This window comes from Diaphorobacter sp. JS3051, assembly GCF_015832135.1.
Taxonomy (GTDB): domain Bacteria; phylum Pseudomonadota; class Gammaproteobacteria; order Burkholderiales; family Burkholderiaceae_C; genus Diaphorobacter; species Diaphorobacter nitroreducens.
In genome coordinates this window covers 2,617,486-2,638,850 of the sequence record NZ_CP065406.1, presented here as the reverse complement: position 1 = coordinate 2,638,850, position 21,365 = coordinate 2,617,486, and the positions used below count along the sequence as shown (strand labels likewise).

Annotated in this window: 15 protein-coding genes; 3 read left to right on the top strand and 12 right to left on the bottom strand. The window is 68.8% G+C overall.

Annotated elements, in window-relative coordinates:
* Positions 1-10 precede the first annotated feature (10 nt).
* From I3K84_RS12665 to I3K84_RS12640, 6 genes are all read right to left on the bottom strand, one after another.
* Entirely contained in the window at positions 11-172 is a 162-nt protein-coding gene (locus tag I3K84_RS12665) for a hypothetical protein (protein WP_012655207.1), read from the bottom strand.
* 107 nt (positions 173-279) lie between these two features.
* Positions 280-1,479, bottom strand: a complete 1,200-nt coding sequence (locus I3K84_RS12660) for a threonine ammonia-lyase (RefSeq protein WP_011803550.1) — start codon at positions 1,477-1,479, stop codon at positions 280-282.
* Positions 1,480-1,589: 110 nt separating this feature from the next.
* Positions 1,590-3,245, bottom strand: a complete 1,656-nt coding sequence (locus tag I3K84_RS12655; RefSeq protein ID WP_196994664.1) for an isovaleryl-CoA dehydrogenase — start codon at positions 3,243-3,245, stop codon at positions 1,590-1,592.
* A 152-nt stretch (positions 3,246-3,397) separates the two neighbouring features.
* Positions 3,398-4,060, bottom strand: coding sequence for a glycine zipper family protein (locus tag I3K84_RS12650; protein ID WP_196994663.1), 663 nt, complete (start codon positions 4,058-4,060; stop codon positions 3,398-3,400).
* 47 nt (positions 4,061-4,107) lie between these two features.
* Complete coding sequence (locus I3K84_RS12645) at positions 4,108-5,142, bottom strand: homocysteine S-methyltransferase family protein (RefSeq protein WP_196994662.1); 1,035 nt, start codon at positions 5,140-5,142, stop codon at positions 4,108-4,110.
* Positions 5,143-5,187: 45 nt separating this feature from the next.
* The gene (locus I3K84_RS12640; protein WP_172205108.1) at positions 5,188-6,441 is read right to left on the bottom strand and encodes a hypothetical protein; all 1,254 of its coding nucleotides are present in this window, start codon (positions 6,439-6,441) and stop codon (positions 5,188-5,190) included.
* Between the two features lie 334 nt (positions 6,442-6,775).
* On the opposite strand from I3K84_RS12640, the gene recQ reads away from it, so the two are divergent.
* Entirely contained in the window at positions 6,776-8,647 is a 1,872-nt protein-coding gene (recQ, locus tag I3K84_RS12635) for a DNA helicase RecQ (protein ID WP_172205111.1), read from the top strand.
* On the opposite strand, the gene I3K84_RS12630 is transcribed toward recQ, so the two are convergent.
* The 6 genes from I3K84_RS12630 to I3K84_RS12605 all read right to left on the bottom strand — a co-directional run bounded on the left by I3K84_RS12630 (position 8,648) and on the right by I3K84_RS12605 (position 18,341).
* Positions 8,648-9,334, bottom strand: coding sequence for an anaerobic ribonucleoside-triphosphate reductase activating protein (locus I3K84_RS12630; protein ID WP_172205114.1), 687 nt, complete (start codon positions 9,332-9,334; stop codon positions 8,648-8,650).
* Positions 9,324-9,515 (bottom strand): anaerobic ribonucleoside-triphosphate reductase, encoded by a 192-nt coding sequence (gene nrdD / locus I3K84_RS12625; RefSeq protein WP_172205117.1) that lies wholly within the window; start codon positions 9,513-9,515, stop codon positions 9,324-9,326. Before nrdD ends, I3K84_RS12630 begins: the two co-directional genes overlap by 11 nt.
* A 90-nt stretch (positions 9,516-9,605) precedes the next feature.
* Complete coding sequence (locus I3K84_RS12620) at positions 9,606-11,633, bottom strand: ribonucleoside triphosphate reductase (RefSeq protein ID WP_196994661.1); 2,028 nt, start codon at positions 11,631-11,633, stop codon at positions 9,606-9,608.
* A 295-nt stretch (positions 11,634-11,928) separates the two neighbouring features.
* Positions 11,929-15,258, bottom strand: coding sequence for an EAL domain-containing protein (locus I3K84_RS12615; RefSeq protein WP_196994660.1), 3,330 nt, complete (start codon positions 15,256-15,258; stop codon positions 11,929-11,931).
* 276 nt (positions 15,259-15,534) lie between these two features.
* Positions 15,535-15,960, bottom strand: a complete 426-nt coding sequence (locus I3K84_RS12610) for a hemerythrin domain-containing protein (RefSeq protein WP_011803560.1) — start codon at positions 15,958-15,960, stop codon at positions 15,535-15,537.
* 74 nt (positions 15,961-16,034) lie between these two features.
* Positions 16,035-18,341: a nitric-oxide reductase large subunit gene (locus I3K84_RS12605; RefSeq protein ID WP_196994659.1), complete on the bottom strand. Its 2,307-nt coding sequence runs from the start codon at positions 18,339-18,341 to the stop codon at positions 16,035-16,037.
* Positions 18,342-18,499: 158 nt separating this feature from the next.
* Here I3K84_RS12605 and norR point away from each other — a divergent pair, with 158 nt between their 5' ends.
* Both norR and I3K84_RS12595 read left to right on the top strand, forming a co-directional pair.
* On the top strand, positions 18,500-20,101 hold the full coding sequence (gene norR, locus I3K84_RS12600) for a nitric oxide reductase transcriptional regulator NorR (RefSeq protein ID WP_231403323.1): 1,602 nt from the start codon (positions 18,500-18,502) through the stop codon (positions 20,099-20,101).
* A 144-nt stretch (positions 20,102-20,245) separates the two neighbouring features.
* Entirely contained in the window at positions 20,246-21,157 is a 912-nt protein-coding gene (locus I3K84_RS12595) for a hypothetical protein (protein WP_231403322.1), read from the top strand.
* The last annotated feature ends 208 nt before the right edge of the window (positions 21,158-21,365 follow it).

Here is a 21,365-nt window from a genome sequence, read left to right as displayed (position 1 = left end):
GGCGGTGCGTTCAGGCCATGTACACCGCAATGAAGGCCAGCAGGAAGATCATGGCCGCACCCACCGCAGGGATCACGACGGGAATCAGATGCACCACGGACTCGGCGGCATCGGTGGCCGTGGCGGCCTCGACGTCGGCGGCGTTGGGGGCGATGGGGTGGTCATGGGCCATGGGTTCGGTCTCCTGTGGGGTCTGGTGCCTTGATGGGGGACAAGTGTAGCCACAACGCCCCCGCGCGTGCACGGGCCTTACCCGCACGCGCGTGCGGCACGGCGCTCTCAGCGCAGTTCGGCCTCCATCTGCGCGGCGCGCAGCAGGTCCAGCACCTGCTGGATGTGGGCCTTGCCGCGCGTTTGCAGCACCAGTTCGATCTCCACGTTCTGCGCGGCCAGCACGGTGAAGGCGCGCTGGTGGTGCACCTCTTCGATGTTAGCGCCCGCTTCGGCCACGAGGGCAGTGATGCGGGCGAGCACGCCGGGCACGTCGCGTGCGCTGACCATGATGCGCGCCAACCGGCCGGATCGCACCATGCCGCGCTCGATGATGGCCGCCAGCAGCAGCGGGTCGATGTTGCCGCCGCTGAGCACCAGCCCCACCTTCTTGCCGCGAAAGCGCTCGGGGTGGCGCACCAGCGCGGCCAGCCCGGCGGCCCCCGCGCCTTCCACCAGCGTCTTTTCGATCTCCAGCAGCATCAGCACCGCCTGCTCGATGTCGCCTTCGTCCACCAGCAGCAGGTCATCCACCAGCCGGCCAATGACCTCCTGCGTCATCTTTCCCGGCTGGCCCACGGCGATGCCCTCGGCGATGGTTGACGCGCCCTGCGCGTGGTGCGTGCCCTTGATGGCATTCACCATGGCCGGGAAGCGCGCCGTCTGCACGCCGATGATCTCCAGGTTCGGCTTGATGGCCCGCGCTGCCGTTGCCATGCCGGCCAGCAGCCCGCCGCCGCCCACCGAAACCACCAGCGCATCCAGGTCGGGTTGGGCGGCCAGCATCTCCAGCACCAGCGTGCCCTGGCCGGCGGCCACGGCCTCGTCGTCGTAGGGGTGCACGAAGGTCAGGCCCTGCTGCTCCGCCAACTGGTAGGCGTGCTGGCGGGCTTCCTCCAGCGTGTCGCCGTGCAGCACCACCTCGGCACCAAAGCCGCGCGTGCGCTCCACTTTCACACCGGGGGTGAAGCGCGGCATGACGATCACGGCGCGCAGGCCCAGGCGCTGCGCGTGGTAGGCCACGCCCTGGGCATGGTTGCCCGCGCTCATGGCCACCACGCCGCGCTCGCGTTCTTGGGGAGTGAGCTGGCTCAGCTTGTTGCAGGCGCCGCGTTCCTTGAACGAGGCGGTGAACTGCAGGTTCTCGAACTTGAGGAACACCTGCGCGCCCACGATCTGCGAGAGCGTGCGCGATTCGACGCAGGGGGTTTCCAGCACCTGGCCGCGCAGGCGCTCAGCGGCGTGCTGGATGTCTTGGAAGGTCAGCATGGTGCATTGTGGCGCAGCGCGCCAGGTGAAGCAGTTTTGCTATTGTAAAAATAGCTGGTCGCGCTTGGTGGACAAGCGCTAGAAGCCGTTTTGCTCTGAAAGCCCGTCCACTATCCCGGAAATGCGCGCGCCAGAACCGCCGCCGCATCCAGACCGCGCGGGTCGATGGCGCCCGCCACGCGGCCGGCCCCGCTGTCCGCCAGCCGCGTGGCGACGAACGCATCGGCCACGGCGGCGGGGGCCTGCTGGCGCAGCAGGCAGGCCTGGGCCAGCAGCACCAGGCGCTGGGTCAGCACGCGGCCCAGGCCTTCCAACTGCTCAGCCGGTGCGGCCAACAGGGCCTGCAGCTCGCGCGCGGCAGCGGCAATGCGCGGCTCGCCCTGCGCCGCGGCGTGCAGCTCGGTCAGCAAAGCGTGTGCTGCTTCGGGCTCGCGCTGCAGGGCGCGCAGCACGTCCAGGCACATCACGTTGCCCGAGCCTTCCCAGATGGAGTTGACGGGCGCCTCGCGGAACAGGCGCGCCATCACGCCGTCCTCCACATAGCCATTACCGCCCAGCACCTCCATGGCCTCGCCGGTCAGCTCCACCGCACGCTTGCAGACCCAGAACTTGGCAGCCGGCGTCATCACGCGCTTCCATGCGCGCTGGGCGGGCGTGCTGTCGTCCTCGTACGCCTGGGCCAGGCGCATGGCCAGGTGCAGCGCGGCCTCGCTCTCCAGCGCCAGGTCGGCCAGCACCGCGCGCATCAACGGCTGCTCGGCCAGGGCCTTGCCGAAGGCGTGGCGCCGGCGCGCGTAATGGATGGCCTGCACGGTGGCCTGGCGCAGGATGGCGGCGCTGCCCACCACGCAGTTCAGGCGCGTGTAGCTGGCCATCTCGATGATGGTGGGGATGCCCCGGCCTTCCTCGCCCATGAGCAGGCCCCAGGCGTCCTCGAACTCCACCTCGCTGCTGGCGTTGCTGCGGTTGCCCACCTTGTCCTTCAGGCGCTGCACGCGCACGGCGTTGCGGCTGCCGTCTGGGCGCCAGCGCGGCACGTAGAAGCAGGCGAACGGGCCGCCCTCGCCGGTGCGCGCCACCACCAGGTGCGCATCGCACTGTGGCGCCGAGAAGAACCACTTGTGTCCGCGCAGCCGGTATTCGCCGCCGCGCCCGCCCGTGCCGATGGGTGTCGCCACGGTGGTGTTGGCGCGCACGTCCGACCCGCCCTGCTTCTCGGTCATGCCCATGCCCAGCCAGATGCTGGCCTTGTCCGCCACGGGCAGGTCGCGCGGGTCGTAGGCGGTGCTGTAGAGCCGGGACTGCAGCGACTGCCACAGCGCGGGCTCCTTGCGCAGCAGCGGGATGGCGGCCTGCGTCATCGTGGCGGGGCACAGCGTGCCCTGCTCCACCTGGCCGTGCAGGTAAAAGCCCGCAGCCCATGCGGCCCAGCGGCCCGGTCGCTCGTCCTGGAAGGGCCGGGAGATCAGCCCCTCGCCGCGGTACAGCGCCAGGAGCTGGTGCCACGCGGGGTGGAACTCCAGCGCGTCGATGCGCTGCCCGCGCGTGTCAAAGCGCTGCAACTGCGGCGTGTGGCGGTTGGCCTGCTCGGCCAGGGCGTAGGTCTCGGCCATGCCCAGCCGTGCGGCGTAGGCGTCGAGCGCCGGGTGCGCCCAGCCGGCGCCCGCACGCTCCAGCGCCTCGCACAGCGCTGCGTCGGTGGCCAGCGGGTGGTAGTCGTTCAGCTCGGGGTATTGGTTGAAGACCTGGTGGGTGGTCCAGTCCATGGTGCGTGGCCTCCGTGTTGTCGTGGGACCAGTCTAGGAGCCTTGCGCCGTCCGGGTAAGAGGGTGAGCGCGGAAGAGGGCGACGTTCAAAGCCAAATAGGCCCATAGCGCCCAACTGGCAAGCGCGAACAGCTATGAAAACAGGAGTTCTCTCAGCGCAGCACGCGGCAGTTGCCGAACTCGCAGCGGATCGCCAGCGCGTCGCCGTTGCTGCACGGCACGCTGTAGGTCTCAAAGCCCGGCCCCTTGGCGGCGAGCGCGGCCACGGGCTGGGCATGGCAGGCTTGCTCGCGTGCCAGGCGCTCGGCGCTGTAGGCATCGGCGCCCGAGGGGCGCGGCGGCGCCGCCGGTGCCACGGGCACGGACGGCGCCGCGCCCGGCTGCGGCCCGGCCACGGCCAGCGGGCTGATGCGGTGGCCCCGCACGGCCATGCAGTGCGCGACCAGTTGGCGCCGCCGCTCCAGCGCCTGCAGTCCCTGCGAGCCGCCCGCGAGTGCGCCGCCCGTGAGAGCCCAGTCGCGCACGCCGGTGTCGCTGCGCCCGAGTCCCCAGGCGAGAAACGCCGCCACCAGCGCGCCCTGGACCACGGCGTCCAGCGTCTCGCTGAGCACGCCCACCTGCTGCGCGCGGTCGCGGCAGTCCTGCAGGTCGGCGTCGTAACGGGCGCGCGCATCGACGGCGGGGTCGGGCGCCACCGGGGGCGGGGGTGGCGTGGCGCAGCCGGTGACGGCAAGGCACGCGGCCACGCACAGGGCCAGCGTGGCGGTGGCCCGGCGGGGGCGTGCGGGAAAAGAAGTGCGAGGGGTGCGTTGCATGTCGCCGGGTCCTCTCAGTCGGTGGCTGGGCGCATGCGGCGTGCGCTCTAGGCGGCTTCGGTCTGGAACAGCCGGCGCGTGCCCACCGGCGCCACGGCGCGCGCAATGGCGCCGATGTGGTCCGGCGTGGTGCCGCAGCAGCCGCCCACGATGTTGACCAGGCCCTCGGCGGCGAATTCGTGCACCAGGCGGCTGGTGACCTCGGGCGTCTCGTCGAAGCCCGTGTCGCTCATCGGGTTGGGCAGGCCCGCGTTGGGGTAGCAGCTGATGAAGGTGTCCGGCGCGGCCTTGGCCAGTTCCTGGATGTAGGGGCGCATCAGCGTGGCGCCCAGTGCGCAGTTCAGGCCCACCGACAGCGGGTGTGCATGGCGCACGCTGTGCCAGAAGGCGGTCACGGTCTGGCCGCTCAGGATGCGGCCCGAGGCGTCGGTGACGGTGCCGCTGATCATGATCGGCAGCACCTGGCCGGTCTGCTCGAAGGCCTCGTCCACGGCGAACAGCGCGGCCTTGGCGTTGAGGGTGTCGAAAATGGTCTCGACCAGGATCACGTCGGCACCGCCCTCGATGAGCGCCAAGGTCTGCTCCAGGTAGGCTGCGCGCAACTGCTCGAAGGTGATGTTGCGCGCGCCGGGGTCGTTCACGTCGGGGCTGATGCTGGCGGTCTTGGGCGTGGGGCCGAGGGCGCCGGCGACGAAGCGCGGCTTGTCGGGCGTGCTGAATTTGTCGCAGGCCGCGCGCGCGAGCTTGGCGCTCTCCAGGTTCATCTCGTAGGCCAGCTCGGCCATACCGTAGTCGTCCTGCGCGATCGAGGTCGCGCCGAAGGTGTTGGTCTCGATCAGGTCGGCGCCGGCCGCGAGATACCCTTCATGGATGTCGCGGATCACGTCGGGGCGCGTGAGCGACAGCAGCTCGTTGTTGCCCTTCACATCGCGCGGAAAGTCGGCAAAGCGCGTGCCCCGGTATTGTTCCTCGGTGAGCTTGAAGCGCTGGATCATCGTGCCCATGGCACCGTCAAGGATGGCGATGCGCTCACGCAGGATGGCGGGGAGCTGCTGGGCACGGGTGTAGTGGGGGGCTTGCATGGGGCACTATTTTAGGAAGCCGGGCCTTGCATGGCCCGGCCTAGGTTACTCAGCCTGCAAACGTGCGGCCAAGATTTGCGCAGCTTGCAGAGCTTGCTGGCGAACGGACTCTTCCACTGCGGGGAGTTCAACTCCATCCACACCGTCCACGAACATGGGGCCGCCTACATCGTCGTCGTAGCTGGAGCCATCCTCGTGAATGGCCCGGTAGTCGTCTTGGGTGAGATCCTTGCCAAGCAGCTTGGCGAAATGGAACCAGGTCCATGCCTTGAGCGGGTCATCCGCATGCCACGTTTCTATGAGTTCCCGCAGCGCCCGCATATCACCGCGCTCGGCGGCTACCGTCAGCCAAGCGGGAGTCCATTCATAACGGCCGACGCGCTGGGCCAGGTCAGCAATCCACACCGGATCGGCCAGCACTCTGGGCGCTTGAAGGTCAAAGAAGCGGCTGTCGCCATACCGGTCCGCGAGGACCAGCAGCGCATCGTGCTGGCCCAATGCGGCAGCGGCGTTGAAGTGGTCGCGGGCGGAACTGCAGCGCTGGGCCTGCTCGCGCGATGCCGCAGCGCGTTGCTTGACGCGCTCGACATAACCCTGTGCCCATTCCAGTTCAACGCCCTTCAGAACCTCGCCCTTTTGCTGGCGCTCATACCAGTACAGACCGGCACGCGAATCGGGCAAATCGTCCATGTCTTCGTCGGCATCTTCGTCTTCATGGTGATCGCCATTCATGTGGATTCCGCGCTCGATCAAAAGACCAAGCGCCAGGTGGGCGCGCCCTTCGCCGTGCCCGGTCGCCGTTTTCAAGGCGTGCAATACAAACGGGCTGTCAAGGCGCAAGGGCTCCGGGTCGTCCGGCCAGGCGTTGGGGTCGTTGTCCAGCGCGGCCTCCAACGCCTCGTAGTAGGCATCGTCGCGCAGCGCTTCGCGGTACAGCTCCCGGCTGCCCGACAGCAGGGCCGTCAGGATATCCTCCCATGGAACCAAACCCAGTGCCTGCGCCGCCATGTCTGCGCACAGCGCCGCAGCCAGCGGCTCGCACCATTGGCGGGCCATGCCCAGTGCCTCGGCCCGCGCTGCGCAAAGTCCGGGATGCAGGGTGCCATAGTGCGCCAGCAGCGGCTGCGACGGCAGTGGGCACAGCAGGCCCTGGGCTTTCAAGGCGGCATGGGAGCCGAGCCCCAAGGCGGCGGCCATCAGTTCGTAGATATGGGAACGTTTGACGACGGTGCCGTTGGCACCTGTAACCGCCTGCAGGCGAGCTTGCGCCTGGTGCGCAAACGAGGAGATGTTGTTCATGTGAACCCTTTCTTCAGCGAGCGCGTATCAGCCGGGAAAGTGCACACGTTTAAACCCAGCCGCACGCTCTGTGAACAGAGGTCGCATGACATAGTGAAGATTGGGAAAACAGCCTGTTTTTGCTCGTGTGCAAGCAGGGTGGGCACCGGGCCGAATTGTAGGCCGACGATCGGCACCAGCGACACGCCCGGGACGGAACCACCCTGGGGCGCGAGGGCACAATAGCGACCTTTGTGCCCCGTCCCACCGCTGCGGGGTGCAACTCTTACAAGCCAAATCGGCCTCCAGCGCTTACCTAGCAAGCGCTACCAGCTATCAAAGATAGAGCATTCCAGTGTCTCCAGCGCATTCCGTCCTCCACGATGTCTTTGGCTACGCGCAGTTCCGCGGCCCGCAGGAGGCGATCGTGGAGCACGTCATCGCGGGCGGCGACGCGCTGGTGCTGATGCCCACGGGCGGCGGCAAGAGCCTGTGCTACCAGGTGCCGGCCATCGTGCGGCGCGATGCGGGGCTGGGCGTGACGGTGGTGGTCTCGCCGCTCATTGCGTTGATGCACGACCAGGTGGGCGCGCTGCACGAGGCGGGGGTGGAGGCGGCCTTCCTCAACTCCACGCTGGACTGGCAGCAGACGCAGGACGTGGAGCGGCGCCTGGCGCGCGGCGAGATCACGCTGCTGTACGCCGCGCCCGAGCGCGTGACCACCGACCGCTTTCTCACGCTGCTGGACGGTCTGCATGCGCGCGGGCAGTTGGGGCTGTTCGCCATCGACGAAGCGCATTGCGTGAGCCAGTGGGGCCATGACTTCCGCCCCGAGTACCGGGCGCTGACGCTGCTGCACGAGCGCTATCCGCAGGTGCCGCGCATTGCGCTGACGGCCACGGCCGATGCCCTCACGCGCGAAGACATCATCGAGCGGCTGCAGTTGCAGGACGCGCGCCTGTTCATCAGCAGCTTTGACCGGCCCAACATCCGCTACACCATCGTCGAGAAGAAGGATGCCACCACGCAGCTGCTGCGCTTCATCGAGCGCGAGCATTCGGGCGAGGCGGGCGTGGTGTATTGCCAGTCGCGCAAGCGCGTGGAGGAACTGGCGGCCACGCTGCAGGATGCGGGCATCAACGCCCTGCCCTACCACGCAGGGCTCGATACCAAGGTGCGCCAGAACCACCAGGACCGCTTTCTGCGCGAAGAAGGCATCGTGATGGTGGCGACGATTGCGTTTGGCATGGGCATCGACAAGCCCGACGTGCGCTTTGTGGCCCATGTGGACATGCCCAAGAACATTGAAGGCTACTACCAGGAGACGGGCCGCGCGGGCCGCGACGGTCTGCCCGCCGACGCGTGGATGGCCTACGGCCTGCAGGACGTGGTGAACCAGCGCCGCATGATCGACGAGAGCCCCGCGGGAGAAGAGTTCAAGGCCGTGATGCGCGGCAAGCTGGATGCGCTGCTGGCCCTGGCCGAGGCCACGGACTGCCGGCGCGTGCGACTGCTGGGCTACTTCGGAGAGGCGTCCGAACCCTGCGGCAATTGCGACAACTGCCTGAATCCGCCGGCCGTGTGGGACGGCACGGATGCCGCGCGCAAGCTCCTGTCCACCATCTACCGTGTGCACGAGGCCAGCGGCCTGACCTTCGGCACGGGCCACATCATGGACATCCTGCGCGGCAAGGCGACGGACAAGGTCCAGCAGTTCGGCCATGAAAAACTCTCCACCTTCGGCCTGGGCGCACAGTATTCCGAGGCGCAGCTGCGCGGCGTGCTGCGCCAGTTGCTGGCCGCCGGCGCCGTGGGGCTGCACAAGGTCACGACCGAGGGCGGCCACAGCTTTGACACGCTGGCGCTGACCGAGGGATCGCGCCCCGTGCTGCGCGGCGAACAGAGCGTGCTGCTGCGCGAAACCACGGCCGCAGCCGGGCCGAAGAAGCCGCGCCGCGCCAGCGCCCCGCCGGTGGCAGCGGCCAACCTGGGACAGGACGCCCAGGTGCGCTTCATCAACCTCAAGGCCTGGCGCGCCGAGGTGGCGCGCGAGCACAACCTGCCGGCCTATGTGATCTTCCACGACGCCACGCTGGCCGCCATTGCCGAGCGCAACCCGGCCACGCTGGAGGATCTGCAGGGCATCAGCGGCATGGGTGCGAAAAAGCTGGAGGCGTACGGCGCCGAAGTGCTGCGGGTGTGCGGCGCCGGGGCCGCGGCCGGCTGATCAGGCGCACCGCAGGCTGGTGGGCAGCGGCCACTGCGTGGGCGGCGCCGTCCGGGCCCAGGGCACGCTGGCGGGCGTGCTGCATTCCTGCAGCACCCATTGGCGCACGCCTTGTGCGGCCAGGTCTTCGGCCAGCGCCTGCAGGGCCGCCGTGTCGAACAGTCCCGCGTGCCAGGTGGTGCGGCACTCGTAATCCACACCGCTGGCGTGCACGCAGCGCAGCGACTCCCAGGCGCGGTCGCCACTGCCCGGCGTGCGGGTGATGGCGTCGTAGTGCGCCAAGGGCCCCTTGATGTCCAGGCCCACCCAGTCCAGCAGCGGCAACAGGGCCTGCAGCCGCTCGGGGTACATGCCCGCCGTATGCAGGCCGGTGGCAAAGCCCAGGGCGCGTACGCGCGCGAGGGCGTCGGGCAGGGCGGCCTGCAGTGTGGGCTCGCCGCCCGAGAACACCACGCCGTCCAGCAGGCCGCGGCGCGTGTGCAGCAGTTGCTCCACTTCGCTCCAGCGGTGCGGCGCGGGCGCGGCCGCGTCCAGCAGCCCGGCGTTGTGGCAATAGTCGCAGCGCCAGGGGCAGCCCTGGCAGAACACCACGGCGGCCAGCCTGCCGGGAAAGTCGATGGTGGTCAGCGGCGTGATGCCGCCGATGCGCAGCGCCTGGGCGGCGGTGTGGCTGGTCCTAGCAGGCACGGCCCGGCTCGGCGAAGAACTGGCGTTCGTTGTGTTCGCCCTGCTTGCCGGTGTTGAAGCTGGCTACGGGGCGGTGGTAGCCCATGACGCGCGTCCAGACCTCGCAGGGCTGGCGCTCGGCGTCGGTCAGCTGCATGGCGGTGGCCAGGGCGGTGTTCTCGGTGGCGGAAAAGTGGGTCATGACAAACTCCTGGGTTGGTGGTGGAAGAACTTCAAAAACAATAGCTGTTGACGCTTGCTACATAAGCGCTAGAGGCAAATTTCGTTCAAATCACGCCGCCAGCCGCGCGCGCTTGGCGGCCAGGCGCTCCTCGTCGCAGCGCGGGCAGAACGGGTGTTCGCCCGCGAGGTAGCCGTGCGTGGGGCAGATGGAGAAGGTGGGCGTGACGGTGATGTAGGGCAGGCGGAATTGGGTGAGCGCCCGTTTCACCAGCTCGCGGCAGGCAGCGCCGCTGGAGATGCGCTCGCCCATGTACAGGTGCAGCACCGTGCCGCCGGTGTACTTGCCTTGCAGCGCCTCTTGCCGCTGCAGCGCCTCGAACGGGTCGTCGGTGAAGCCCACGGGCAGCTGCGACGAGTTGGTGTAGTACGGCTGCGCCTCGGTGCCGGCCTGCAGGATGGCGGGCCAGCGCTTCTTGTCTTCCTTGGCAAAGCGGTAGGTGGTGCCTTCGGCGGGCGTGGCCTCCAGGTTGTAGAGGTGGCCGGTTTCTTCCTGGAACTGCACGATGCGCGCGCGCACATGGTCCAGCAGGCGCAGGGCGAACTGGTGACCCCAGTCGCTGGTGATGTCGTGCGCGCCGCCGGTGAAGTTGCGCACCATCTCGTTGATGCCGTTCACGCCCAGCGTGCTGAAGTGGTTGCGCAGTGTGCCCAGGTAGCGCTTGGTGTACGGGAACAGGCCCTGGTCCATCAGGCGCTGGATGAGCTTGCGCTTGACCTCCAGGCTCTGCTTGCCCAGTTCCAGCAGGCGGTCCAGCGCCGCCAGCAGGGCCGCCTCGTCGCCCGCGTGCAGATAGCCCAGGCGTGCGCAGTTGACGGTGACCACGCCCAGGCTGCCGGTCTGCTCGGCGCTGCCGAACAGGCCGTTGCCGCGCTTGAGCAGCTCGCGCAGGTCCAGCTGCAGGCGGCAGCACATGGAGCGCACCATGTTGGGCGACAGCTCGGAGTTGATGAAGTTCTGGAAGTACGGCAGGCCGTACTTGGCCGTCATGTCGAACAGGGCGACGGCGTTCTCGCTCTCCCACGGGAAGTCGGGCGTGATGTTGTAGGTGGGGATGGGGAAGGTGAATACGCGGCCCTTGGCATCGCCCGTGGTCATCACGTCGATGTAGGCGCGGTTGATGACGTCCATCTCGGCCTGCAGCTCGCCGTAGCAAAACGGCATCTCCACGCCGCCGATCACCGGCACCTGCTCGCGCAGGTCCTCGGGGCAGGTCCAGTCGAAGGTGAGGTTGGTGAACGGCGTCTGCGTGCCCCAGCGCGAGGGCACGTTGAGGTTGTAGACCAGCTCCTGGATGCACTGGCGCACGGCGGCGTAGTCCATGCCGTCCTTGCGCACGAAGGGCGCCATGTAGGTGTCGAAGGACGAGAACGCCTGCGCGCCGGCCCATTCGTTCTGCAGCGTGCCGAGGAAGTTCACGATCTGCCCCACGGCGGAGCTCATGTGCTTCGGGGGCCCCGCCTCCACCTTGCCCGGCACGCCGTTCAGCCCCTCGTGCAGCAGCGTGCGCAGCGACCAGCCCGCGCAGTAGCCGCTGAGCATGTCGAGGTCGTGGATGTGGATGTCGCCATTGCGGTGCGCCTCGCCGATCTCGGGCGCGTAGACGTGCGAGAGCCAGTAGTTCGCCGTCACCTTGCCTGCCACGTTCAGGATCAGCCCGCCCAGCGAGTAGCCCTGGTTGGCGTTGGCGTTCACACGCCAATCGGCGCGCGTGAGGTACTCGTTGATGGAGCTTTCCACATGCACCAGCGTCTGCCGGTCGGCGCGCAGGGTGGCGTGGCGCTGGCGGTAGGCCATGTAGGCGCGCGCGGTCTGCAGATGGTTGGCGGCGATCAGCGTCTGCTCCACCACGTCCTGGATCTGCTCGATGGCCGGTGCCTCGCCATGGAAGCGGTGGATCAGCACCTTGGTGGCCTGCGCCGTGAGCAGACGGGCCTCGTCCTCGCCGAACTCGCCCGTGGCCTGGCCGGCCCGTGCGATGGCCGACTGGATGCGCACAGCATCGAAAGGTGTGCGCTCGCCGTTGCGTTGGATGACGTCGCGCGGCAGGCTGGCGACGATCGGAGATGGTGGTGTCATGGCAACCCTTCAAACACTACATATAGTGTTCACCATACCTATCAAACACTATAGGTAGTTTGATCAGGCACAAACCGCAGGGCAGAAAAGGGCCTGTGCAGAGGGGGGCTGCGGTGCGCGGCTTGTGGCCCGAGCGCCACGGGGTGGGGCCGCAGCAGGCCCGCGCCCGAGAGGCTGGGCGGGGGATCGGGGCGCCGTGGGGGGGTTGACGCCTTTTGGCCTTCTGGCGCTGGAGGGGTAAGCGCTGGAAGCTATTAAAACAGTAGCAACCGGGTTGCGTGCGGCGCGACGCGTGTCAGGCCAACTCGACGCCAGCCTGCGCATTGCGCACAAAGGCCTCGAACGCGGCGGGCTCCAGCGGCCGGCTGTACCAGTAGCCTTGCATTTCGTCGCAGCCGCAGGCCTGCAGCAACGCGGCCTGCTCGGCCGTCTCCACGCCTTCGGCAATGGTGGCCATGCGCAGGCTGTGGGCCATCTTGATGATGGCCGTCACGATGGCCTGGTCGCTGGCCTGGTGGGCGAGTTCGCGCACGAAGGACTGGTCGATCTTGAGCTTGTCGATGGCGTAGCGCTTGAGGTAGCTCATGGAGGAATAGCCTGTGCCGAAGTCGTCCAGCGCCACGCGAAAGCCCACCTCATGCAGGCGGCGGATGGTGGTCTCGGCCTGCTCGGGGTTCTTCAGCGCGACGGCCTCGGTCAACTCCACCTCGATGCGCTGGGGCGAAACGTCCATGCGCTGCAGGATGCGCACCAGCTCCTCGACGAAGTGCGGCCGCGCGAACTGCGCAGCCGATACGTTCACCGCCACCACCAGCGGCGGCAGGCCCGCGGCATCCCAGGCGCGCAACTGCTGCGCCACCTGCTCCACCACCCAGAAATCGATGGCCACGATGGAGCCGCTTTGCTCGGCGATCGGGATGAACTCGGCCGGAGACACCAGCCCCCAGCGCGGATGCCGCCAGCGCAGCAGCGCCTCGGCGCCCGCCAGTGCGCCGCTGCCCAGCGTGCGCTGGGGCTGGAACACCAGGAACAGCTCGCCGCGGTGCGCCGCGTCCTTGAGGCCGGCGGCCAGCTCCAGCGAACGTTGCGTGTGCGCCTGCATCTCGGGTGCGAAGAAGCGCAGCCCGTTGCGCCCGTCCTGCTTGACGCGGTACATCGCCACTTCCGCGGCGGACGCCAAGGTGCTGGCGGTGCGCGCGTCGTCGGGGTAGACGGCGATGCCGGCCGACGCGTTGACCGACACGGCATGGCCGTGGATCTGCAGTGTGGTCTGCAGCTGCGCCAGCGCATCCTGCGCCAGCAGCGCCACCGCCGCCTGGTCCGCCAGGGGCACGATGGCCGTGAACGCGTCGCCCGAATAGCGCGCCACGGGAATGTGCGGCGCCAGGCAGGCGCGCAGCCGGTTGCCCATCTCCAACAGCAACTCGTCACCGGCCGCGTGGCCCAGGGTTTCGTTCACCAGCTTGAAGTTGTCCAGGTCGAACCACAGCACCGACACCCGTTCGTGGCTTGCGTCGGCGCGGTCGATGGCTTGCGTCAACTGTTCGTCGAAGGCTTTCTTGTTGAGCAGGCCGGTCAGCGTGTCGTAGTTGGAGAGGGCGCGGATGCGCTCCTCCGCCTCGCGCCGCTGCGTGATGTCCTCCATGTGCGCGACGTAATGCGTCACTTCGCCGAACACGTCGCGAACGGGGTAAAGCGAGGCGTTTTCCGTGTAGACCTGTCCGTTCTTGCGGCGGTTGATGAGTTCCCCCTGCCAGGGCAGGCCGCGCGGCAGCTTGGTCCACATATCGGCATAGGTGGTCCGCGGCGTCAGTCCCGACTGCAGCACGCGCGGGTTGCGGCCCAGCACCTCTTGTGCGCCGTAGCCGCTGACTTCGCTGAAGGCCTTGTTGACGTAGACGATGCTGGCGTCGATGTCGGTGATGACCACCGGACTGGGGCTCTGGTCCAGCGCCTCCGACAGGCGGTGGATGACGGCCTCCTGGCGGCGCTGGGCCGTGTGCTTCCAGAGGGCGTCGGCCACGGTCTGCAGCGCCTGTGCGTCGCGTGGGTGATAGTCCCGCGCCTTGCCGGCCACGCCCAGCAGCAGGCGCGGCCTGCCGCCTTCCACCACGGGCACGCAAGCCCAGCGGGCCGTCGCGCCGCCCGGTGCGCGCCCAGCCGCCGCATCGTGCGGCGCGTTCGTCACCACGGCGCGGCGTTCGCGCAGGGCGGTTTCCCACGGCGGCATGTCGGGCGGGGCGTTTTCGTGCAAGCAGGCGGCCAGTGAGGTGCCGCGAGCGTCGTCGTGCACGAAGTACAGCACGGCCAGCGCGCTGCCGGTCAGGGTCTGGGCATGCGCCAGGCCGCGCCGCAGCAGGTCTGCCTCGGGCTGGTGGATGTCGTGCTGCTGCAGGTCCAGCAGGACGGCGTTCAGGCCGGCCTCGGAGCGAATGCGCTCCTCGTTCTCCACGGTGGGCGTGATGTCGCGCGACAGCATCAGGAAGGTGTCGGGCTGGCCCGCGACCGCGGATTTGCGGGAGACGGACAGCTCGAAATGCCGCTCGCCCAGGGGCAGCGGCAACGTGATGCGCTGGCCGCGGCTCATGCCCGTGCGTTCAGCCTCCGCCAGTGCCTCGAAACACTGCGCGGCCGCCGCCGGCGGCAGCGCCTCGTCCAGCGTTTTTCCCAGCAACTGGGGCAGCGGGGTCAGGAGCTTGCTGGTCTCGTTGGCGTGCACCGCGAGGTACACCCCCTTGCGGTCCACCTCGAACAGCAGGTCGGGCAGCGTGTTCAGCGTGGCCCGCTGCCGGGCCTCGGCGGCGCGCAGGTCCAGGTACGGGATCTGCACCGTTTCCACGAACAGGCCGCGGTACAGGAAGCCATAGGCCAGGATCTTGTAGAAGTGGCCGGCGACGTTGTACACATCGGTCACGTTGGCGTAGAGCGTGAAGAAGATCTCGCTCATGGCCATGGTGAACGATGCCAGCGCCAGGTGCGACAGACCGAACTCGCGCGCATGGCGCAGTTGCGTGAGGAAGCCCACCCCCGCCAGCACGTACGCGGTTGCCAGCGCGTATTCGAAACGGACCTTGAAGGGCGTGAGCCCTGCCTCGGGCGTGAAGGTGCGGGGCAGCCACTGCGGATGCCCCAGCAGCACGTAGTGCACCGCGCCCACCAGCAGCGCCACCCACAACAGCCCCGCGTAGCGCGAGCGGCGGCCCAGCCATTCATTCCAGCGGTGGGGCCATAACGCGGCCCACAGCAGGGCCAGCGCCGCCAGCGCGCGCGCGGCCAGCCAGAAGTTGATGGCCTTTTCCGGGTCGCTGGGGGTCACGAAGTCCGGCATGCCGGCGTAGGACAGGCTGTGGGTCAGGTCCAGCACCGCCACGCCCAGCAGCCCCAGGCCGAGGACCAGCACCCGCCCGTTGGGTCGGTACTTTTGCGTGGCCCAACTGATGCTGAACACCATTGCTGCCACGCCGATGGACACGACCTCCATCGCGGTGTGCAGCGGCAAGTAGCCCGCCATGCCGCGCGCGGCATCCGGCGCGGGCAGGGTCTTCAACATCCACAGGCTGACCAGCAGCACGGCGAACCAGATGAGGGACTGGCGGAACTCCTGGCGGTGGGCGGGGTGCATCATGTGCGGCGTGGTGGTGGGTCGATGCCAGGGGCGCGTGGACGCGGTACCCGTGCAAATGTAGGCAGACGTTACATCACGGCAGTGATTGTGCGGGCGATCGCCCCACAAAAACGACAAGCCCGCCGGCAGCCGCGGAGGGGCCCGCGCGGCGCAAAAAAAAGCCGGCACAAGGCCGGCTGAAAAGCAAGGTGCCCCTAAGGCCTTGCCGATGGAAACGTTTTCGAGCTGCAGCGCTCTACAGGTAAGCGCTTGCAGCTATGAAAAATAGAGCGAACCTTAATGCGCCAGGGTCTCCTCGGCCTCGATGCGCGGGTAGAAGTCGCGGTTTTCGCGCTGCATGCGTTCGTACACATGGCGCAGCACGGTGTTGGCATCTGCACGGAAACCCTCGGCGTCGGTGCGCACGCGCTCCGGCGTGTTCCAGCGCCGTGCGAAGTCCATGTACGCCGCGGCAATCGCCCCCATCTCGCGCTGGAACTGTTCGCCCAGGCGTGCCAGTTCCGCGTCGGCGCCCTGGCGCAGCGCGGGGTACAGCAGGCGGTCCTCGACGGCCAGGTGCAGCTTGATGGTGGAACTCATGGCCACGATGCCCTGTGCAATCGCCGTCGCGTTGTGCTCCCCGCCGCTGTGTGCCAGCTGGCGCAGGGTGGCGATCTGGCCCAGGATGTCCCGGTGCTCGTGCTTGAAGCGGTCGATGTTCATGGCGGTTCTTCAAAAGGTCCGAGGGCGGGACCGGGCGCGCCGCGCGGGGCGGCGCACCCGGTATCCGCGGTGCGTCAGCGGTTGGCGCCTGCCAGGGCTCCGGTGCTCGGGGCGGCCGGGGCGCGGGGGGCGAACAGCACGCCGCTCACCACCTGCCAGGTCACGCACAGGGCGCCGGTGATGAACACCAGGTCGCCAAAGGTGCGCACCCAGCGCAGGGTCTGCAGCAGCGGCTGCTGCAGGAATTCCTCGCCGCGGGCGTACCACATGCCCTCGGTCACGCTGGCGTGGAACTGGAACAGGCCGATCGGCAGCAGGCTGGTCGCGATCATCAGCACCAGGCCGGCGTTGAGCCACCAGAAGCCGGTCTTCATCAGGCGCTCGTTGAACACCATCTGGGGACGCACGTAGCGCAGCACCAGCAGTATGAAGCCCAGGGCCAGGAAGCCATACACCCCGAACAGTGCGGCGTGGGCGTGCACCGGCGTGGTGTTCAGACCCTGGATGTAGTACAGCGAGATCGGCGTGTTGACCATGAAGCCGAAGACGCCCGCCCCCAGCATGTTCCAGAAGGCCACGGCCACGAAGCACATGATGGGCCAGCGCAGCCTCTTCATCCACTCGGCCTTGTGCTGCATGCTCCAGTGCTCCCAGGCCTCGTGGCCCAGCACCACCAGGGGCACGACTTCCAGCGCGCTGAACGATGCGCCCACGGCCATCACGGGCGTGGTGGTGCCGGCGAAGTACATGTGGTGGAAGGTGCCGGGCACGCCGCCCAGCATGAAGAGCGACGCCGAGGCCAGGCTGGCGGCCGTGGCCATGCGGTAGGACACCAGGCCCAGGGTGGAGAAGAGGAAGGCCAGGGCGGTGGTGGCGAAGACCTCGAAGAAGCCCTCCACCCACAGGTGCACCACCCACCAGCGCCAGTACTCCATCACCGAGATGTGGGTGCGCTCGCCGTAGAACAGGCCGGACCCGTAGAACAGGCCGATACACACCACCGAGCAGGTCAGCAGGGCCAGCAGGTTCTTGTCCTGGCCGTTGGGGGCCAGCAGGGCGGGGAAGATGGCGCGTGCCATCAGCACCAGCCAGAAGGCGAGGCCGGCAAACTTGCCGATCTGCCACAGGCGGCCCAGATCCAGGTACTCATAGCCCTGGTGGCCGAGCCAGAAGTTCCATTCGGGCGGCATGATCTGCGCGATGGCGAAGTAGTTGCCGATGAACGAGCCCACGCAGACCACCACCAGCGCCCAGAACAGCACGTCCACGCCCAGCTTCTGGTACTTGGGATCCTTGCCGCCGTTGATCACGGGCGCAAGGAACAGGCCCATCGCCAGGAAGCCCGTGGCAATCCAGAACAGTGCCGCCTGCAGGTGCCAGGTGCGCACCAGCGCATAGGGGAACCAGCGCGAGACGTCGATGCCGTAGAAGGTCTGCCCCTCCACCGTGTAGTGAGCCGTGAAGCCGCCCAGGAACACCTGGGCGCAGAACAGCGCCACCACCAGGAACAGGTACTTGCCCAGGGCGTGCTGCGAGGGTGTCAGCGCCACGCGGCTCAGGGGGTCGTGCTGGGGCGGCACGGGGTCCTGCTCGTCATGCTTGCGCAGGAAGGCCCAGCCCCACACCAGAAAGCTCACGCCGGCCATCATCACCACCACGCTGACGATGGACCAGACCATGTTCTCGCCCGTCGGCTGGTTGCCGACCAGCGGCTCGTGCGGCCAGTTGTTGCTGTAGGTGGCGCCATGGCCGCCGGCATCGGCCGGGCGCTCGGTGGCGGCAACCCAGGCGGTCCAGAAGAAAAAGCCCGCCATCTGCGCGCGGCGCTCGGCGCTGGGTAGGGTGTTTTCCTTCATCGCGAAATGCTCGCGCGACTGGTGCAGCGACGGGTCGTCGCTGAACAGCTTGTCGTAGTACGCGGCGGTACCGGCAATGGCCTGGGCGCGCAGCGGCGTGATGGTGACCGTATCCGCCGCCTTGTCATAGGTGTTGGCGCGGTACTCGGTCTTCAGGCGGTCGCGCAGCACGGCCTTCTGGCCCACGTCCAGGTCGGCAAAGGCCTTGCCGTAGTCCTTTTGCGCGGCCAGATCCAGCCAGGCGGTCAGCTCGCGGTGCAGCCAGTCGGCCGTCCAGTCCGGCGCCTGGTAGGCGCCGTGGCCCAGGATGGAGCCCAGCTGCATGCCGCCCACGGACTGCCAGGCGGTCTGGCCGTCCAGGATGCTGTCCTTGGTATAGAGCGGCTTGTCGCTGCCCTGCACCAGCACCTTGCCCGGAATCGGGGGGGCGGTGCGGTAAACCTCGGCACCGTAATAGCCCAATAGGCTGAAGGTGACGATCAACACGCCTATCAGCGTGTACCAATGCTTGGCGTACTTACCCATGAAGGGCCTCCGTCGTTGTGATGTAACGCCAGCCCTGACGCAAGAGCCGGGCCAGATGCTGCATTGCGTCAAATCAAGGGTTTATACGTGCATGGGTAAAATGAACCGTATGCGAATAAGGTAAAAATTACCTTTAAATGGTAGTTATGACCATAAACATGCTTGCATTGAGCTCCGCGCCCGAGGGTTTGCTGCCCCTGTGCGCCGACATGGCCGCCGAACTGCCCCAGGCCGTGCGCCTGCAGCGCCTGGTGGACCTGCTGCGCACGCAGTTCGGCTGCGGGGCCGTGGCCCTGCTGCGGCTGGAGGAGGAGCGTCTGCGCCCCGTGGCCGTCACCGGGCTGGTGAGCGACGCCCTGGGCCGGCGTTTTGCCGTAGGCCAGCACCCACGGCTGGCGGCCATCCTCACGCGGCGCGAGGTGACCTGCTTCGAGCACGACAGCCAGTTGCCCGACCCCTACGACGGCCTGCTCGACACCCTGGTGGGCGAGCCGCTGCCCGTGCACGACTGCATGGGCGTGGCCCTGCACGTGGAGGGGCGGCCCTGGGGCGTGCTCACGCTGGATGCCCTGGCCACCGGCACTTTCGGACCCGCCGCGCGCCAGCGGCTGGGCCAGTGGGTGCCGCTGGTGGAGGCCGTGGTGCGCGTGGCGCGGCTGGAGCAGGAACTGCGCACCCTGCGCATGGCCGCGACCGGCCCGGCCGAAGGCGACCTGGCGCTGGCGACGCCCGAGCGCGGCGGCGCCGGCGAGCTGGAGATCGTGGGCGAAAGCCCGGCCCTCAAGCGGCTGCTGCATGAGCTGAGCGTGGTGGCCGCGTCCGAGCTGCCCGTGCTGCTGCTGGGCGAGACCGGCGTGGGCAAGGAGCTGTTCGCGCGGCTGCTGCACCACCAGTCGCCGCGGCGCGCCCGCCCGCTGGTGCATGTGAACTGCGCGGCGCTGCCCGAGTCGCTGGCCGAGAGCGAGCTGTTTGGCCACGTGCGCGGCGCGTTCTCGGGCGCGGTGAGTGACCGCGCGGGCCGCTTCGAGGCCGCCGAGGGCGGCACGCTGTTTCTGGACGAGGTGGGGGAGCTGCCCTTGTCCGTGCAGGCCAAGCTGTTGCGCACGCTGCAAAACGGCGAGATCCAGCGCCTGGGCGCCGACCGCCCGCGCAGCGTGCACGTGCGCGTGATTGCGGCGACCAACCGCAACCTGCGCGAGCAGGTGGCCAGCGGGGCCTTCCGCGCCGACCTGTACCACCGCCTCTCGGTCTACCCGGTGCCCATTCCCCCGCTGCGCGAGCGGGGCAACGACGTGCTGGTGCTGGCCGGCCGCTTTTTGGAGCTCAACCGCGCCCGCCTGGGGCTGCGCAGCCTGCGCCTGTCGCCTGACGCGCAGGCCGCGCTGCGCCGCTACCGCTGGCCGGGCAACGTGCGCGAGTTGGAACACGTGATCAGCCGCGCCGCGCTCAAGGCCCTGAGCCGCGGCGTGGACCGCAACGAGATCGTCACGCTGGAGGCCGGCCTGCTGGACCTGGACGCGCTGGACGAACCCGTGGCCACGCCCCGCAGCGATACCCCCATGGCACCCGCGGCAGGCGGCGCCTTGTCGTTGGCCGCGCCCACGGGCACGCTGCGTGACGCGGTGGATGCCTGCCAGCGCCAGGTCCTGAATGCCGCTCTGGTGGCGCATGGCGGCAACTGGGCGCAGGCCGCGCGCACGCTGGACGTGGACCCCAGCAACCTGCACAAGCTCGCGCGGCGGCTGGGCCTCAAAGGATGAGGCTCCGCGCGGGGTTTTGAAACAAAATTGCCTCTAGCGCTTATCCAGTAAGCGGTAGAAGCTATTAATTGAGTAGCAAAAAGCCTCCCCTCGGGAGGCCGCCACCGTTGGCGCGGGGCTCGCGCTCTGCGACACTGGGGCGCCATGGCCTCCTCCATCGACCCGCCCCGTCCGCCGCTGGCACCCGCCGTGCGCGTGCTGGCCGAGGCTGCGCTGCAGCGGCAGAACTGGCTGCTGGCCGCGCCGGCAGCGCCCACCCCGGCGGGGGCCGCGCCAGCAGGCTCCGCGCCGACCGACGCTCCCCCTGTGCCGTTCTCACCAAACCTGCTGCCGACGGCGCTGCCCCCCATGCCTGCCGTGCCGGCAGGCCGTGAGCGGGTAAGCCTTTCCGATCAGGCACGCCAGGGCCTGCAGGCGATGGCTGGCGGCGCGGTTGCACCGTCCAGGGCAGCGGCCGCATCCCACGGGCCTGCGGCTCTTTCCGCCGATGCCGTGGCGGACGAGGGCGCTTCTGCGCGCGCCGCGGCCATCCCTGCGCCGTGGCCTGCCCAGGGTGTGGGGGCGCCGCTGCTGCGGCTGTTGAATACGCTGGTGCAGCAACTCGGCCCGGCAGGCGGCGCGGCGCCGCGTGTGCTGGCGGCCCAGCCGTGGCCCGCCGGCACCGACCCGGCGGCCGGCGGCACCGGACTACCGGCTTTGCAGATTGCGCGCGTGGCGCAAGGCATGGTGTACACGCCCGACGGTGCGCGCGGCTTCACGCTCACGCTGCGCCTGCCTGCTGCCGCAATGCCTGCGCTGCCGTCTGCGCCCACCGCGCCAGCGGCCCTGCCGGTGGGCTTTGCCGGACCGCCGCAGGCGCTGGCGCCCGGACTGTTCGCGCTGGTGCTGCAAGGCCCGGGCGCCGCGGGCCAGCGCACCAGCGGGTGGCTGTCGCTGGACCTGGCGCCGGCACCCGGTGCGGCCGCCGTGGTGTACGGGCGCGACCCGCTGCAGGCGCGCACCGACCCCTGGCTGGCCCTGGCCGCGCTGCAGGCCAGCGGCCAGTCGCGTGTGTAAGAACACGACCGTGCGGCCGAGCCCCCCTGCAGCGCGCCCGGCTGCCCCTACGAAGGCCGCGCACCCTGCGTGCAGCCCTTCTGCCTGGCGCTGCGCGTGCAGCCGGCGCCGCTTGCGGCACCGACGGGGCCTGGCTAGGGCGAAACACCCGATTCCCTTGCCATCGCGACCGCGCCAGCATGGCGCACGACCGTAACCCTTGCCCTCT